Source organism: Burkholderia sp. AU45251, assembly GCF_030482905.1.
Classification (GTDB): Bacteria; Pseudomonadota; Gammaproteobacteria; order Burkholderiales; family Burkholderiaceae; genus Burkholderia; species Burkholderia aenigmatica.
In genome coordinates this window covers 87,974-103,151 of sequence record NZ_JAUJQH010000020.1, presented here as the reverse complement: position 1 = coordinate 103,151, position 15,178 = coordinate 87,974, and the positions used below count along the sequence as shown (strand labels likewise).

Genomic DNA, 15,178 nt, shown 5'->3' with positions numbered 1-15,178 from the left:
ATCCGTCACCCGTTCGTCGCACCGTGCGAACCGCAACGGGATGCCGATAATACGCGGACTCGCGGAACCGGTAAAAAGTTCGCCCGGCACGTAGCCGCAAGCCTTTGTACAATGGCCCGGTTCGCCCGGCCCGTGCCACGGGCGCGTCCCCCATTCCACCGATCTCGACGACCATGTCCGACAACGCCTCCTCCACCGTGATCCGCCGCGCCGACTACACGCCGCCGGCCTTCCTCATCGATTCCGTCGCGCTCGAATTCGATCTCGCGCCGGCCCGTACGATCGTCAGGAATACGATGCGCGTGCGCCGCAATCCGGACGCCGCACCCGCGCCGCACCTGGAGCTGATGGGCGAAGCGCTCGAATTCGTCGGCGCACGGCTGGACGGTGCGCCGCATGACGCCGTGCGCGCGCACGAACACGGGCTGACCGTCGAGAACGTCCCCGATGCATTCGAGCTGACGCTCGAAAGCGCCTGCGCACCCGACCAGAATACGACGCTGTCGGGCCTCTATGTGTCGAGCGGCAACTTCTTCACGCAGTGCGAAGCCGAAGGTTTCCGCCGCATCACCTACTTCCTCGACCGCCCGGACGTGATGGCGTCGTACACGGTGACGCTGCGCGCCGACAAGGCCGCCTACCCGGTGCTGCTGTCGAACGGCAACCTCGTCGATTCCGGCGACCTGCCCGACGGCCGCCACTTCGCGAAGTGGGAAGACCCGTTCCGCAAGCCGAGCTACCTGTTCGCGCTGGTCGCGGGCACGCTCGTCGCGATCGAGGAAAAGATCACGACCGGCTCGGGCAAGGAAAAGCTGCTGCAGGTGTGGGTCGAGCCGGCCGACCTCGACAAGACGCGTCATGCGATGGATTCGCTGATCCACTCGATCCGCTGGGACGAGAAGCGCTTCGGCCTCGAGCTCGATCTCGACCGCTTCATGATCGTCGCGGTCGGCGACTTCAACATGGGGGCGATGGAAAACAAGGGGCTCAACATCTTCAATACGAAGTACGTGCTGGCGAACCCCGAGACCGCGACCGACACCGACTTCGCGAACATCGAATCGGTGGTGGGCCACGAGTACTTCCACAACTGGACCGGCAACCGCGTGACCTGCCGCGACTGGTTCCAGTTGAGCCTGAAGGAAGGCCTGACGGTGTTCCGCGACCAGGAATTCTCGGCCGACATGGCCGCGGGCGACGATATCGAATCGGCGGCCCGCGCGGTCAAGCGCATCGAGGACGTGCGCGTGCTGCGCCAGCTGCAGTTCGCCGAGGATGCGGGCCCGATGGCACACCCGGTACGCCCGGAGAGCTACGTCGAGATCAACAACTTCTACACGATGACCGTCTACGAGAAAGGTTCGGAAGTCGTGCGGATGTACCAGACGCTGTTCGGCCGTGACGGCTTCCGCAAGGGGATGGACCTGTACTTCAAGCGCCACGACGGGCACGCCGTGACCTGCGACGACTTCCGTCACGCGATGGCCGACGCGAACGGACGCGACCTCGCGCAGTTCGAGCGCTGGTACAGCCAGGCCGGCACGCCGCGCGTGTCGGTGCGCACCGCGTACGACGCGGCCGCGCGCCGCTATACGGTCACGCTCGCGCAGGGTTACGGCGACGCATCGCCGGCCGCGCGCGAAACGCAGCAAGGGCCGCTGCTGATTCCGTTCGCGATCGGCCTGATCGGCCGCGACGGCCGCGACCTGCCGCTGCGACTCGACGGCGAAGCCGCCGCCGCAGGCACGACACGCGTGCTCGACTTCACCGACACCGAGCAGACCTTCACGTTCGTCGACGTGCCGGAACAACCGCTGCCGTCGCTGCTGCGCAACTTCTCGTCGCCGGTGATCGTCGAGTACGACTACAGCGACGACGATCTCGCGTTCCTGCTTGCGCACGACAGTGATCCGTTCAACCGCTGGGAAGCCGGCCAGCGCCTCGCGACGCGCGCGCTGCTGACGCTCGCCGCGCGCGCCGCCGCGAACGAGCCGCTCACGCTCGGCGAGAACTTCGTCGCCGCCTTCCGCCGCGTGCTGACCGACGCGACGCTGTCGCCGGCGTTCCGCGAACTCGCGCTGACGCTGCCGTCGGAAACCTACCTCGCCGACCAGATGGCGGAAGCCGATCCGGCCGCCGTGCATCGCGCGCGCCAGTTCGTGCGCCGTCAACTCGCCACCGCGCTGCGCGCCGACTGGCTCGCCGCCTACGAACAGCACCAGACGCCCGGCGCCTACGAGCCGACGCCGGAGGCATCCGGCCACCGCGCGCTGAAGAACCTCGCGCTCGCGTATCTCGCCGAGCTCGAGAACCCGGCCGATGCCGTGAGCCTCGCAACCGCACAATACGACGCGGCGAACAACATGACCGATCGCGCGGCTGCCCTCGGCGCGCTGCTATCCGCCGCGGCGGCCGGCGCGAACGAACCGGCCGAGCACGCGCTCGACGATTTCTACCGCCGCTTCGAGAAGGAAGCGCTCGTGATCGACAAGTGGTTCGCGATGCAGGCTGCGCAACGCGGCACGGCCGCGCAGCCGACGCTCGCGAAGGTTCGCAAGCTGTTCGCGCACCCCGCGTTCAACCTGAAGAACCCGAACCGCGCGCGTTCGCTGATCTTCAGCTTCTGCGCGGCCAACCCCGCGCAATTCCACGCGGCGGACGGCTCGGGTTATGCGTTCTGGGCCGAACAGGTGCTCGCGCTCGACGCGATCAACCCGCAGGTCGCGGCGCGCCTCGCCCGCTCGCTCGAACTGTGGCGCCGCTTCACGCCGGCGCTGCGCGACCGGATGCGCGAAGCCCTCGAGCAGGTCGCCGCCGGTGCGAAATCGCGCGACGTGCGCGAGATCGTCGAGAAGGCGCTCGCGTAACGCCATCGCCCGCATCGCGCCCGCGCGAGACAGCCGGTGCCGCCAATCGCGGCACCGGCTTTTTTATTGTGTGAGCACCGCGTGAACCGGGCGCAATCGCGGGGTCAGACCGCGCCGCCTGCCGCCGCTGCAAAGCGCATCTCGCCCGCCCCCGCCACCGGAAACCGGGCCGCTTCGGCCGCCCGGCCATGTAACCGGACGAAAAAAGCCGGCGGCACGAGAGGCGCGGCGGGTAAAATTGCGACCATTCAAGGATTCTTTGGCCTTTCGGAGTCTGTCATGTCCATTGCCCGCCGCACCACGCTGTCGAAGTTCCTGATCGAACAGCAACGTGAGACCAACAACCTCCCCGCCGACCTGCGCCTGCTGATCGAAGTCGTCGCCCGAGCGTGCAAGGCGATCAGCTACAACGTGTCGAAGGGCGCGCTCGGCGAGGCGCTCGGCACCGCCGGCAGCGAGAACGTCCAGGGCGAAGTGCAGAAGAAGCTCGACATCCTGTCGAACGAGATCCTGCTCGACGCGAACGAATGGGGCGGCAACCTCGCCGCGATGGCGTCGGAAGAAATGGAAACGTTCTTCCCGATCCCGGCGAACTACCCGCGCGGCGAATACCTGCTCGTGTTCGATCCGCTCGACGGCTCGTCGAACATCGACGTGAACGTGTCGATCGGCACGATCTTCTCGGTGCTGCGCTGCCCGGACGGCAAGCAGGCCACCGAGGAATCGTTCCTGCAGCCCGGCACGGAGCAGGTCGCCGCCGGCTACGCCGTGTACGGCCCGCAAACGGTGTTCGTGCTGACGACCGGCAACGGCGTGAACTGCTTCACGCTCGACCGCGAAGTCGGCTCGTGGGTGCTCACGCAGAGCAACATGCAGATCCCGGCCGACACGCGCGAATACGCGATCAACGCATCGAACGCACGCCACTGGTACGACCCGGTCAAGCGCTACGTCGACGAACTGAACGCCGGCAAGGACGGCCCGCGCGGCGACAACTTCAACATGCGCTGGATCGCATCGATGGTCGCCGACGTGCACCGGATCCTGAACCGCGGCGGCATCTTCATGTACCCGGCCGACAAGCGCACGCCCGATCGTGCGGGCAAGCTGCGCCTGATGTACGAAGCGAACCCGATGTCGTTCATCGTCGAACAGGCGGGCGGCGCCGCGACGAATGGCACGCAGCGCATCATGGAAGTGCAGCCGACGGGCCTGCATCAGCGCGTCGCGGTGTTCCTCGGTTCGAAGAACGAAGTCGAGCGCGTGACGGGCTACCATCAAGAAAAGCAATAAATTTGCACTGCAGCACTAGACAGTATCGCGTGACGTTAGTACAATCGCGCCTCTCGATGTGACCCCAACGGGTCGCATCGCAGTGAAACGAAGCGGGAAGTTTGCCGAGTCGATGAGTTTCGCGAAACAACAGCAGCAAGCTGAAAAAAATTCGCAAAACCTATTGCCAAGGTTTCAGATTTCACCTTATAATTTCGTTTCTCTGATGCCGGTGTAGCTCAGTTGGTAGAGCAGCGCATTCGTAATGCGAAGGTCGTAGGTTCGACTCCTATCTCCGGCACCAAGTTATAAAGGGCTGACAAGCAATGCTTGTCAGCCCTTTTCTCATTCCGGGCGCCGAATCGTGCGCTGCCCTTCTGTCCGCACCCGCTCCGCTTGCGGGCATCACCCGACTCCCGCGCCGCATCCCGCCGATTACAATCTTCGGATCACCCCGCCCTTTCCGAGCATCATGCGTACCTGGCGTCTCGAGCGACCGAACCTCACCGGGCAACTGGATGTATCGCGTGCGACGCGCCTCGTCGCCGCAATCGGCGGCAGCGAGCCGAACCCATTCGCGGCCGAAGTGCTGAGGCTGTTCGACGATGCGCTGTCGGTCACGCAATGCACGATCTTCGCGTACGAGTTCGGCAACCGCCCGCGCACGCTATCCGTCGCCGACCATCGCGGCGGCCGTTACCTGCGCGACGTCGCCGACACCTACGCGAGACACTTCTACGCGCTCGACGGCAACCAGAAGATCGTATCGAGCGCGCATCGCGGCACGCGCCGCCACGACCTGCTGCTACACCAGCAGGCCGGCGACGAGATCGATCATGAAGCGTATCGCGCGGCTTGCTACCGCGGCCCCGACGTGTCCGACCGGCTGTCACTGCTGATGCAGCCCAACGATGCGAGTTGGCTGTCGATCAACCTGTACCGCGCGCATCGCAGCGGCGCGTTCCAGCCGCGTGAGATCGCGGCGATCGAAGCGCTCGCGCCGCTGATCGCGCAGGCAGCGAAGCATCACTACGCACTCGCCGGTGCGGCGCAGATCGGTATCCCGCAACTGATGCTCGCGCGGCTGCGCAGCGCATGCCCGACGCTGCCCAAGCGCGAACTCGACGTGCTGCGCGGCGTACTCGAAGGCCAGACCGCTCACGAGATCGGCGAGACGATCGGCGTGAAGACGTCGAGCGTCGTCACGTACCAGAAACGCGCGTACCGGCGCCTGGGCATCTCGAGTCAACGCCAGCTGTTCGCGCTCTGCCTGCAGCCCTGAAGCCAATCGGCCGGTGATGACCGAATCGGGGTAAATCCCGGTCGGCTTGCCGTACCCGGAATGGGGACAGCGGATTTCCGCCCGGCTTCCATACTGCTTCGACTGCCTGCACGCGTTGCCCCGGCCCGCATGCACGTCGAACCACTCCCCCTGGAAGCCAACGATGGATCTCGACTTCAAGCCCTACCCGTTCGTCGCCGCGCGCCATCCCGCACATCTGCCGGCCTGCGACGACGGTATCGATACGCATCGGCATCGCGTGGCGATCGTCGGCGGCGGCCCTGTCGGCCTCGCCGTCGCGCTCGGCCTCGCGAACCACGGCATCCGCAGCGTGCTGATCGAGGCCGACGACGCGGTCTGCCACGGCAGCCGCGCCATCTGCATCTCGCGGCGCAGCCTCGAGATCATCGAGCGGCTCGGCGCGCTCGACGACTTCCTGCGCACCGGGTTGCCGTGGACCGGCGGACGCAGCTTCTACCGTCGCGACGAAGTGCTGCATTTCACGATGCCGCAGGACGACAACCAGAAGCTGCCGCCGATGATCAATCTCGCGCAGTATCACATCGAGCAATTCCTGCTCGACGCCGCGCTGCGCCGCGCCGAACTCATCGAGATTCGCTGGCAGGCGAAGGTCACCGGGGTGATCCGGCAGCCGGACGGCGTGCGCCTGCAGGTCGACACGCCGCTCGGTGGCTATGCGCTCGACGCCGAATGGGTCGTTGCGTGCGACGGCGGACGCAGCACGATGCGCGACGCGCTCGGCCTGTCGCTCCAGGGCACGAGCTACGAGGGCCGCTACGTGATCGTCGACATCGCGCTCGACAGCGACCGGCCGACCGAACGGCTCGCATACTTCGATCCGTCGTCGAACCCGGGTTCGACGGTGCTCGTCCACAAGCAGCCCGACAACGTGTGGCGAATCGACTACCAGTTGCGCGACGATGAGGATCCCGAAGCGGCCGTGAAACCGGAGAACGTGATCCCGCGCGTGCAGAACCTGCTCGACATGATGGGTGAGCGCGGCGACTGGTCGCCGATCTGGATCACGATCTACAAGGCGAACGCGCTGACGCTCGAACGCTACCGGCACGGCCGCGTGCTGTTCTGCGGCGACGCCGCGCATCTCGTACCGATCTTCGGCGTGCGCGGCGCGAATTCGGGTATCGAAGACGCCGACAACCTTGCATGGAAACTCGCGTACGTGACTCGCGGGCTCGCGTCGGACACGTTGCTCGACAGCTATTCGGACGAACGCGTGTTCGCGACGCACGAGAACCTCCGCTACGGCACGAAGAGCACCGAGTTCATGGCGCCACCGTCGTTTGCGTTCGAACTGATGCGCAAGGCCGTGCTGTCGCTCGCGGTCGGGCATCCGGCGCTGCGTTCGCTGATCAATCCGCGCCAGACGATGGCCATCGCCTATGCGACGTCGTCGCTCAACGCAGCCGAACGCGATACGTTTGCCGCCGGCCCCACGCCCGGCACGGTGCTCGCCGAATGCCCGCTGATGCTGTACTCGGCGCATGGCAGCGACATGCGCCGCGGCCACCTGACCGATCTCGTCGCGCCGCGCTTCACCGCGTTCTGCTTCACGTCCGACGGCGTGCCCGATCCGGCACTCGCCGCTCTCGAACGGCGCCTGCACGCTGCGCGGATACCGTTCGCGCTCGTCACGCTCGCACGGCATGCGGCCCCGCGGCAACCAGCCTGCGGCGGCCATGACGACGACGGCCGGCTGTTCGACATGTATGGTGCGCGCGACGGCACCGTCTATCTCGTGCGTCCGGACGGTCACGTCCTTGGTCGCTGGCACGACGCTTGCGCCGGCGACGTGGCCGCCGCGCTCGAACGCGCACTCCATCCGTGCGCGTCAACCGATCCTCAGGAGACCGCATGATGATGGATACCGAACGCGACACCCTCTACACCGACCTGTGCCGCACGATGACGCGAATCGGTGAAGCCGATGCGTCGCTCTTTCTCGCCCGATTCGCACTGCTGTCGATCGAGGCGATCGGCGATCCCTCGACCGTCGCCCGGCTGATCGCCGACGCAAGCGACGGATTGCCCGACGCGGGCATGCAGGCATCGACGCGCGAGCGATGACGCCCGTGGCCGACCGGCTTCACCGGCGGTCATTTATTACATATTCATTTCATCACGCATCGTCCACGCACGAGCCTCCCCGTATGCAGACGAATTCCCTGGAAAATCCGGTTAAGGGTGCATAACATTACTTAACGATTCCGACCCGTCTATCGCGTTACATTGCGTGGGCGGCGCGGCAGGTCGCGTTGCCGCCTTCATTCAGCTTGCGGCAACGCTGCCGATGTCCGGTCATTCGACTCAACTCAAGGAGAGGACAACCATGGCTCATGGCTTGATTATGTGGCTCATCATCGGCGCGATCGCCGGCTGGCTTGCCGGCTTGCTCGTCAAGGGCGGCGGCTTCGGGCTGATCGTCGACATCATCGTCGGGATCGTCGGCGCAGTGATCGGCGGCTGGCTCGCCGGGCTGCTCGGCATCAGCGTCGGCAGTGGCTTCATCGGTTCGGTGATCGTCGCGGTCGTCGGCGCGGTGATCCTGCTGTTCGTGATCCGGCTATTCAAGCGAGCGGCCTGACGATTCTCTCCACGCGCCTTCGGGCGCGTTTTCGTATCAGGCCGGCGCGCGGCCCGCTCGCCGCGCGCCGCTGGCCGGTTCAGCGCCTGGCGCGCTGCAACCAGCCGTCGAGCACGTCGGCCGTCAGCAATCCGCTGCGCGCTTCGCGTGCGCCATCGCGCCCGATCCACACGGTGCGCGGCATCTCCCCTCTCCATCCCGCATCGAGCGCCGCCCGCAGACGCTCGGGCATCGGCTCCGCGTTCGCGTACTGCGCGACCTGCGGCGGCAAGTTCATCTGCGCGAGCGCCTGCGAGATCGCCGCACCGTTGTCGTCGTATGCATCCATCGCGACCATCGCGAGCTGCACGTCCGGATGGCGGCGCTGCCACGCGACCAGGTGCGCGGCGTTCTCGCGACAGTATCCGCAATCGAGCGACCAGATCTCGACCGCCAGCGGCCGCTCGTGCGCGGTCGCATACAGGTGCGCGACGTCGGCCGCGCGCAGCGGCTGCAGTTCGCCGCCGGCCCACGCCGGCACGCTCGCGAGCACGATGCCCAGCAACGCAATCAGCCGCTTCATTTCGCCCCCTCCACCGCGATCAGCCGATAACCGTCGTTACGCGTGCGCCACGACAGATAGAGGCGGCCCGCGTCGTCGAGCAATTGCGGGTTGTCGCTCGCGCCCGACGTCGACGCGATCACGCGCGGCGCCGACCAGTGCTCGCCGCGATCGTCCGACCGGCGCAGCTTGATCTGCATCGTGTCGCCGTCGAACGCCTTCCAGGCGAGCCAGACGACGTCGCCGCGCGCGACGAGCGCCGCATGCGACGCCTGCTCGCCGGGCACCGCGGGATTCGCGCCGAATGCCCACGGCGTGCCGCGCGGCTCGCCGTCGGCGCCGATGCGCGAATAGAACACGTCAGCCCGGCCGTCGACGACGCCGAACCAGGCGAGATGGCGCGTACCGTCCGGCGTGATCGCCAGCGCCGGCCCGTGCTCGGGGCACGCCTCGACGTGCCAGTTCGAGAACGTCGCGCGCACCGGCACGACCGGCTCCGACGCCGCGACGGGCAACACGGCGAGCGCATGATCGCGGATCTGCCCCGGAAACACGTTGCGCCACGCGGCCTCGATCCGTCCGGCCGGATCGATCGCCATCGCGATGCGGCAGCATTCGCACGTGTGGTCGGTCACCTTGCGCTCGGCTTCGAACGATGCGCCGCCGTCGCGCGATACCGCGTAGTAGGCAGCCGCGCCTTCGTACGCCTGCCCCGCCGCTTTCGCCGCCACGAGATCGCGCTTGTCGATCCATGCGATCGCGATATTGCCGGCCGGATCGACGGCCATCATGTCGAAGCGGTGCGTGATCGCCTGCCGGTCGCGATGCACGGTCACGGGCACGCTCCACGTCGCGCCGCCGTCGAGCGATCGCGCGAAGCGCACCATGCCGGTGTACGGCGCATCGAGCGGCATCGACCACGACACGTACACCGCGCGACCATCCGTACTCGTCGCGATCTTCGGGCGATTCTCGGCGCTCGTGTAGATCGGCTCCGGCATCGCGTTGACGGTCACGGGCGCGGACAGCGTGCTGCCCGCGTCGTCGGAATGCGCGACGACGACGTGCGCGCCCTCGACCCACGCGACCCACAGCCGGTGATGCGTGTCGAACGCGGCGCCGGTCGCGAGCGGCTGCTTCTGCTGCGCGGGCGCGGCCTGCATGCTCATGTGCGCGGCGTGCGGGTCAGCCGCCTTCGGCACGTCATGCGCATCGTGCGCACCTGCGGATGACAGCAACGCGAACCACAGCGCGCCGCCTGCCGCGAGCGATCTCACAGCGACCATTTCAGTTCTCCATAGAAAGTACGGCCCGGATACGGGTGGAACACGTAGTAACGGCGGTCCGTCAGGTTGTCGATGCCGACCGACGCGGTCCAGTGACGGTCGAAGCGGTAGCGCGCCTTCAGATCGACGATCGTGAACGAGCTCGTGCCGCCATAGACGTCCGGGTTTACGTCGCTGTTGTCGAGCGTGTTGAACTGGCGGCCCGAATAGCGCACGCCGACGCTCGCAAGCCAGTGCTCGTCGAAGCGATACGACGCGAGCAGGTTCGCACGCATGCGCGGAATCCGCGGAAAGCGCGAACCGACATACGCGGGATTCGCGGCATCGGCGAGGATCTGCGCATTGCTCGCCGACACGTTCGCGTCGATCGCGAGTCCCTTCAACCCAACGTTCTCGCCGCTGAACGCGAGTTCGACGCCGCGCACGCGCACGCGATCGACGTTCGAGATGTTGGTCACCGTCGTCGCGCCCGACACCGTCGTCTGGCTGTAGATCGAATCGCGCAGATCGCTCTGGAACACGCTGGCACGCACGACGCCGACACCCACGTCGCGTTCGGCCGTGAAGTCCCAGTCGATCGCCTTTTCGGGCCGCAGGTTCGGGTTGTTGTTGACGATCGCGTTGTTCGAGATCGTGCCCTGGAACAGTTCGCCGACCGTCGGGAAACGCGTGCCGGTCGCGAACGAGAGCCGGAACCGCCATACGTCGGTCGCATCCCATTGCAGCGCGACTTTCGGCGACAGCGCATTCGCGCTGCGGTCCGCATAGCCGAGTGTGCCCGTTGCATTGCCGAGCGCGCCGCCGTACGCATCCCAGCGCTCGTAACGCAGCCCCAGCGTCGCGAGCCAGCCCGGCGCGAAGCGCCACGCGTCCTGGCCGAACAGCGCCTGCGTGCGCGTGTCGCCGCGATAGACGCTCGACAGCGACGTGGTCGGCCCGGCCAGCCAGTCGGCCGTGTTGTACGTGACGTTGCGCAGGAAGTAGTTGTCGTAGTGGTAACCGAACGTGAACGTATGGCCCTTCACTTCCGGCGCCTCGGCCTTCAGGTCGAGCGTGCGCCAGCCGGTGCCGTCGCCCTGGAACTGCGTGCCTGCGCCACCCTGCACGGTCGACGCCGAGCGCTGCACGTCGCGCGACACGTCGTATGCGGACACGACGCCCGACAGGCGCCAGCCGGAATCGAGCCGGCCGTTCAGGCCGAGCGCGTACAGCCAGTTCTCCTGGTCGCCGCGCTGCGGCGCGAACGCGTTCGGCGCGACGGTCATGTTCCGGCCGCCGATCGACACGTTGCCGCCGTAGACCGGATTGCCGGCCGCATCGCGCAGGAAGGTTTCGCCGTGCTGCCGGTAATGGTTCTCCCAATGCCCGAGCGTGAGCGTCGCATCGACGTGGTCGGTGAACGCATAGCCCATCCGGACCGTTTCGTTGAGCTGCTCGGTCCGCTCGATCGACTGCGCACCGACGATCGTCCGCGGCTTTCCGTTGGGCCCGATGTCGGTCGCGGCGCCCGTCACGGGCACGGCGGCGCCGAGCTTCGGGTTGTACGCCGAATTGGGGCTCGCATACTGCATCGGCTGACCGTTGTTCTCGAGCCGGTCGAGCGACAGCGCGAACCAGAACCGGCCGACGCGGTTCGCAATCCGCGCGGTCTGGTGATTGCCGCCGAAGCTGTCTGCCACCCCGTAGCCGTCGTGATAGCGCTGCGTGAAGAACTGGGTCGACAGCGACGCCTCGAGTTTGTCCGGGCGACGCGTCGTCAGCAGCACGGTCGAGCCGATCGAGTTACCCGGATACAGCGCGGAAAAGGGGCCATAGAGCACGTCGACGCGCGCGATGTCGTCGGGCGGAATCAGCGACCAGCGCGGCGGGTACGCGTAGCTCGAGCCGAGCAGGTTCGACAGCAGCACGCCGTCCGCATACACGAGCCCGCGTGCGCTCTGCAGTTCGTTGAAGTCGCGGCCGGCGAATACGCTGTTGCGGTCGCCGATATAGCGCTTGCGGACCATCAGGTTCGGCGCGTATTTCAGCGCGTCTTCGGTCGTGACGTTGGTATGCGATTCGATCTGCTCGCGCGTGATCGATGTGACAACGGCCGGCGTATCCGGATCGATCGGTTGCCGCTGCGCGGTCACGCTGACGGCGCTCAGCGTGTCGCCGGCCAGCGCCGGCGGCACGGTTGCGACAGCCGAAGCGGGCGCGGCGGCATCAGCGGAACGCTCGACACCACCGTGCGCGGTCGCGCCGCGTGCATCGTCCGTTGACGCCGCATGGGCGGCTGGCCAGGCAAAAGCGGCCGCGCATGCGAGCGCGAGCCGGCCGCGCGACGGCCGCGCGGCGAAGGGGGAGGACATGTGCGAATTCCTGAAAACGCGATCGGACGCCGCCGGACGCGAGCGCGCGTGCCGCGCACGGACGGCGCGGCACGCGGCCTCGCCGCGGGCGGCACGCGCGCCACCGGGGGGCGCGCGGACGACATCAATCAGATCGGAGCGTTTTCAGGCGGGGCGCGGGGCTGCGCGAGACGAATGCCCTTGCGGGGACAATCGGGAACGACGGGGGCGGCCGCGCGATAGGCGAACGTCCGCACGAAGCCCGGCAACGCGGGCAGGCTCGACCCGAGCGCCACGTTCGCCGCGAAGCCGGGGCAGTACACGCAGTGCGCCATGCCGGCATGGTCGAACGACGACGTATCGTGATCGCCGCCCGCCTGCGCGAGCACGACCTGGCGGGCGCCCGCTGCACTGCACAATTCGAGCGTGAGCTCGCCGGAGCCACTCGATGCGAGACGCGCATAGCCGATGACGGGCGACAGTACGTTCAGTACCAGCGCCAGCCATACGAGGCCGATCCATCGCGTCGTTCGTTTCATCGCGGTCCAGGAAAAAGTGCGCGCAAGTATAACAAGCGGCCCGATTGTTGCCGATTCCGTACGATGCAATAGTCGGCATCGCAGCGCGCGTCAGAGCGCATGTGCCGTTAATACAACAGAGACAAAATCTAACGATTCGCCACTGGCATAAATCCAAGCGCGAGGTTGATAATCATCGAACCTGCTGGAGAAATGACCATGGACGAAAGACCAACTCGCATGCCACCGCCCGAGCAAGTGATGAGCCCGGATCCGGAACCCGTCGGCGTGGAATTCCTCGCCGAATTGCCTGACCACGTGCGGGCATTCTTCGACGAGCAGCACAAGCTGTACTCGCCGAAGTGAACGCCTGTCCGGTTCTGTAACCGCCACGTGTCGATCATCGCTATCGTGCGGTTCATCACTGCGCATCGTGCGCAATTCGCCTCGCACCCGGGCCGCAACAGCCTGACGGTGCCGGATCAGCTCGCCTGCTGATTCTCCGGTCGCTGCACTACGCCGCGCGACTGTCTTCGTCTATTCTTCTGGTTTTCCACGTCCGGCCCGCCCGGCTCTCCCGATCGTTCCGATGAAGCAAGCCATTCGTGCCAGCCTCGCTGTCGCCGCGCTCGGCGTCGCCCTCTTTTCGTCCCCGCGTATCGCCAATGCAGATGGCGACGACACCGCCCTCACCAACCTCGTCGCGCTCGCGTCGCAGCGTCTCGCGCTCGCCGAACCGGTCGCTCGCTGGAAATGGGCCAATCACAAGGCAATCGAGGACCGGCCGCGCGAAGCGGCACTGCTCGCATCGGTCGAGAAGCGCGCGGCACAAGCCGGCGTCGATCCCGCGTTCGCGCGGACGTTCTTCGAGGATCAGATCACCGCGAGCAAAGATGTGCAGAACGCGCTGTTCGCGACCTGGCGTGCGACGCGGCCGCCGGAAGGCATGCCGCCCGATCTCGCGACCAGCACGCGCCCGGCGCTCGACCGGCTGACGCAGAAAATGCTCGCAGGGCTCGCGCAGGTTGGACCGCTGCGCGATGCGCCTGATTGCCAGGCGCGGCTCGCGCGCAGCATCGCGAACTGGAAGACGCTCACCCGCTACGACTCCACGCAAACGCAGGCACTCGACACCGCGCTGTCGCACGTCTGCTCGGCCGGCGGCGCAAGCGCGATCGGTTGACGCAGCAGGCGCGGATCGCGCGGCCGCGCTTGATTCAACCGGCTTGCCCCGCCGGCGTGAGCGCGGCGAGCGGAATCAGTTGCAGGCCGCGTGCGAGATGCGTCTGCAGCAGGCGGTGGGTGAAGGGTTCGAACGCACCGTCCGTCCCGTCAGCCGCGAGCCGCGCGGCCGCGTCGAGCGATTCCGCCACGCCGAGATAGCGCCAGCCATCGATCACATGAAACAGGCGGCGCTCGCCGCTCGCCTCGAATGCAACTGCACCGTCAAACGGCCAGGGCGCACCGCCGGCACGGGCGTCGGCCGCGGGGCGACGGTTGTACGATGGACGCAACTGGGCGATCCATTGCGCTTCGGCAAGCATTGCCCCCAGCTCGTTGCCGGTCTCGCGCCATTCGACCCGGCGCACCTGCTGCGCAAGCCGCATTTCCTTCGACGAACGGCGCTCGCCGGTCAGCAGTGCACGTAGCCGCTGCCGCACGCGTACGCTGCGGCCGACATACAGCGGCGCGTCGCCCTCCGCGAACAGCGCGTACGCTCCGCACCCGGCCGGCGCGGTATCGAGCCAAGCTTCGGTCAGGTCGCCACCCAGACGGAAGTGGCGCGTCGTGCGCGCGATCTGGTCGCGCAACCGCTCGAGCGGCACGATATCGTGCAACTGGCGCCAGAACTGCCACAGGAGGTCGGCATCCGCCAGCGCCCGGTGGCGTGCAGCCGGCACGAGGCCGTGGCGTTCGATCAACGCGTCGAGGCCGTGCCGCGCTTCGCGCGGGAACAGCGCACGCGACAGCCGCACCGTACACAGCACATCAGGATTGAACGCGAAGCCGGCGCGCTCGAATTCGGCCCGCAGGAAGCCGCGGTCGAAACTCGCGTTGTGCGCGACGAACAGCTTGCCGTCGAGCCGCTCGAACAACGCCGACGCCAGCGACGCAAACGACGGCGCGTCGCGCACCATGTCGTCCGAAATGCCCGTCAGTTGCTGGATGAACGGCGGAATCGACTGGCCCGGATTGACGAGCGTCGTCCACGTCGACACGCCGAGCGGGCCGATTTCGACCACACCGATTTCGGTGATGCGGTGTTCGGCGGGCGAGCCGCCCGTGGTTTCAAGGTCGACGAAAACGAGCGGCTGTTCGCTGGCGGGATCGGACGGACGGGGGGAATCAGGCATGAAAAGACTGGGAAACGATGCTTCCGTGAGTATGCACCGGCATCCCCGTTCGCGGCCAGCCCGAACCGGAATGTTCCGCCCCCGAAAAGCAAAAAGCCCCCGCCA

13 protein-coding genes and 1 tRNA gene are annotated in these 15,178 nt (G+C 66.9%); 9 read left to right on the top strand and 5 right to left on the bottom strand.

The genetic code is table 11. The features are described 5' to 3' along the window. Nucleotides 1-173: 173 nt before the first annotated feature. From pepN to QZM67_RS29640, 7 genes are all read left to right on the top strand, one after another. Nucleotides 174-2,867 carry an aminopeptidase N gene (gene pepN / locus QZM67_RS29670; RefSeq protein ID WP_301808804.1) on the top strand — a complete coding sequence of 898 codons (2,694 nt, stop codon included), beginning with the start codon at nucleotides 174-176 and terminating at the stop codon, nucleotides 2,865-2,867. A 279-nt stretch (nucleotides 2,868-3,146) separates the two neighbouring features. Next, a complete protein-coding gene (locus QZM67_RS29665) occupies nucleotides 3,147-4,160 on the top strand; it encodes a class 1 fructose-bisphosphatase (protein WP_175026330.1) in 1,014 nt (337 codons plus the stop codon). Between the two features lie 207 nt (nucleotides 4,161-4,367). Further along, nucleotides 4,368-4,443 (top strand) — tRNA-Thr (locus QZM67_RS29660). Between the two features lie 168 nt (nucleotides 4,444-4,611). After that, nucleotides 4,612-5,421, top strand: a complete 810-nt coding sequence (locus QZM67_RS29655) for a LuxR C-terminal-related transcriptional regulator (RefSeq protein WP_301808802.1) — start codon at nucleotides 4,612-4,614, stop codon at nucleotides 5,419-5,421. 163 nt (nucleotides 5,422-5,584) lie between these two features. After that, nucleotides 5,585-7,318: an FAD-dependent oxidoreductase gene (locus tag QZM67_RS29650; protein WP_301808801.1), complete on the top strand. Its 1,734-nt coding sequence runs from the start codon at nucleotides 5,585-5,587 to the stop codon at nucleotides 7,316-7,318. Then, on the top strand, nucleotides 7,315-7,527 hold the full coding sequence (locus tag QZM67_RS29645) for a hypothetical protein (RefSeq protein ID WP_175026333.1): 213 nt from the start codon (nucleotides 7,315-7,317) through the stop codon (nucleotides 7,525-7,527). The genes QZM67_RS29650 and QZM67_RS29645 overlap by 4 nt, the downstream gene beginning before the upstream one ends. 262 nt (nucleotides 7,528-7,789) lie before the next feature. After that, the gene (locus QZM67_RS29640; RefSeq protein ID WP_043181796.1) at nucleotides 7,790-8,044 is read left to right on the top strand and encodes a GlsB/YeaQ/YmgE family stress response membrane protein; all 255 of its coding nucleotides are present in this window, start codon (nucleotides 7,790-7,792) and stop codon (nucleotides 8,042-8,044) included. A gap of 79 nt (nucleotides 8,045-8,123) precedes the next feature. Here the strand turns inward: QZM67_RS29640 and QZM67_RS29635 are convergent, their stop codons facing one another. The 4 genes from QZM67_RS29635 to QZM67_RS29620 all read right to left on the bottom strand — a co-directional run bounded on the left by QZM67_RS29635 (nucleotide 8,124) and on the right by QZM67_RS29620 (nucleotide 12,740). Then, nucleotides 8,124-8,606, bottom strand: a complete 483-nt coding sequence (locus QZM67_RS29635; protein WP_301808797.1) for a TlpA family protein disulfide reductase — start codon at nucleotides 8,604-8,606, stop codon at nucleotides 8,124-8,126. Further along, nucleotides 8,603-9,871 (bottom strand): sialidase family protein, encoded by a 1,269-nt coding sequence (locus QZM67_RS29630; RefSeq protein WP_301808795.1) that lies wholly within the window; start codon nucleotides 9,869-9,871, stop codon nucleotides 8,603-8,605. The genes QZM67_RS29635 and QZM67_RS29630 overlap by 4 nt, the downstream gene beginning before the upstream one ends. Then, on the bottom strand, nucleotides 9,859-12,222 hold the full coding sequence (locus QZM67_RS29625; RefSeq protein WP_301808793.1) for a TonB-dependent receptor: 2,364 nt from the start codon (nucleotides 12,220-12,222) through the stop codon (nucleotides 9,859-9,861). Before QZM67_RS29625 ends, QZM67_RS29630 begins: the two co-directional genes overlap by 13 nt. Before the next feature lie 128 nt (nucleotides 12,223-12,350). After that, nucleotides 12,351-12,740, bottom strand: a complete 390-nt coding sequence (locus tag QZM67_RS29620) for a DUF2946 domain-containing protein (RefSeq protein ID WP_301808791.1) — start codon at nucleotides 12,738-12,740, stop codon at nucleotides 12,351-12,353. A gap of 198 nt (nucleotides 12,741-12,938) precedes the next feature. Between QZM67_RS29620 and QZM67_RS29615 the strand changes: the two genes are divergently transcribed. Continuing rightward, nucleotides 12,939-13,085 carry a hypothetical protein gene (locus QZM67_RS29615; RefSeq protein WP_006756195.1) on the top strand — a complete coding sequence of 49 codons (147 nt, stop codon included), beginning with the start codon at nucleotides 12,939-12,941 and terminating at the stop codon, nucleotides 13,083-13,085. 223 nt (nucleotides 13,086-13,308) lie between these two features. Beyond that, a complete protein-coding gene (locus QZM67_RS29610) occupies nucleotides 13,309-13,902 on the top strand; it encodes a chorismate mutase (protein ID WP_301808790.1) in 594 nt (197 codons plus the stop codon). A gap of 34 nt (nucleotides 13,903-13,936) precedes the next feature. Here QZM67_RS29610 and QZM67_RS29605 read toward each other — a convergent pair whose 3' ends face one another. After that, nucleotides 13,937-15,073 carry an exonuclease domain-containing protein gene (locus QZM67_RS29605; RefSeq protein ID WP_301808788.1) on the bottom strand — a complete coding sequence of 379 codons (1,137 nt, stop codon included), beginning with the start codon at nucleotides 15,071-15,073 and terminating at the stop codon, nucleotides 13,937-13,939. Nucleotides 15,074-15,178 lie beyond the last annotated feature (105 nt).

Coding starts and splice junctions, on each gene's coding strand:
- QZM67_RS29620 (WP_301808791.1), bottom strand. CDS start 12,740: ATGAAACGAACGACGCGATGGATCGGCCTCGTATGGCTGGCGCTGGTA.
- QZM67_RS29610 (WP_301808790.1), top strand. CDS start 13,309: ATGAAGCAAGCCATTCGTGCCAGCCTCGCTGTCGCCGCGCTCGGCGTC.
- QZM67_RS29605 (WP_301808788.1), bottom strand. CDS start 15,073: ATGCCTGATTCCCCCCGTCCGTCCGATCCCGCCAGCGAACAGCCGCTC.
- QZM67_RS29645 (WP_175026333.1), top strand. CDS start 7,315: ATGATGATGGATACCGAACGCGACACCCTCTACACCGACCTGTGCCGC.
- QZM67_RS29640 (WP_043181796.1), top strand. CDS start 7,790: ATGGCTCATGGCTTGATTATGTGGCTCATCATCGGCGCGATCGCCGGC.
- QZM67_RS29630 (WP_301808795.1), bottom strand. CDS start 9,871: ATGGTCGCTGTGAGATCGCTCGCGGCAGGCGGCGCGCTGTGGTTCGCG.
- QZM67_RS29635 (WP_301808797.1), bottom strand. CDS start 8,606: ATGAAGCGGCTGATTGCGTTGCTGGGCATCGTGCTCGCGAGCGTGCCG.
- pepN (WP_301808804.1), top strand. CDS start 174: ATGTCCGACAACGCCTCCTCCACCGTGATCCGCCGCGCCGACTACACG.
- QZM67_RS29655 (WP_301808802.1), top strand. CDS start 4,612: ATGCGTACCTGGCGTCTCGAGCGACCGAACCTCACCGGGCAACTGGAT.
- QZM67_RS29665 (WP_175026330.1), top strand. CDS start 3,147: ATGTCCATTGCCCGCCGCACCACGCTGTCGAAGTTCCTGATCGAACAG.
- QZM67_RS29625 (WP_301808793.1), bottom strand. CDS start 12,222: ATGTCCTCCCCCTTCGCCGCGCGGCCGTCGCGCGGCCGGCTCGCGCTC.
- QZM67_RS29615 (WP_006756195.1), top strand. CDS start 12,939: ATGGACGAAAGACCAACTCGCATGCCACCGCCCGAGCAAGTGATGAGC.
- QZM67_RS29650 (WP_301808801.1), top strand. CDS start 5,585: ATGGATCTCGACTTCAAGCCCTACCCGTTCGTCGCCGCGCGCCATCCC.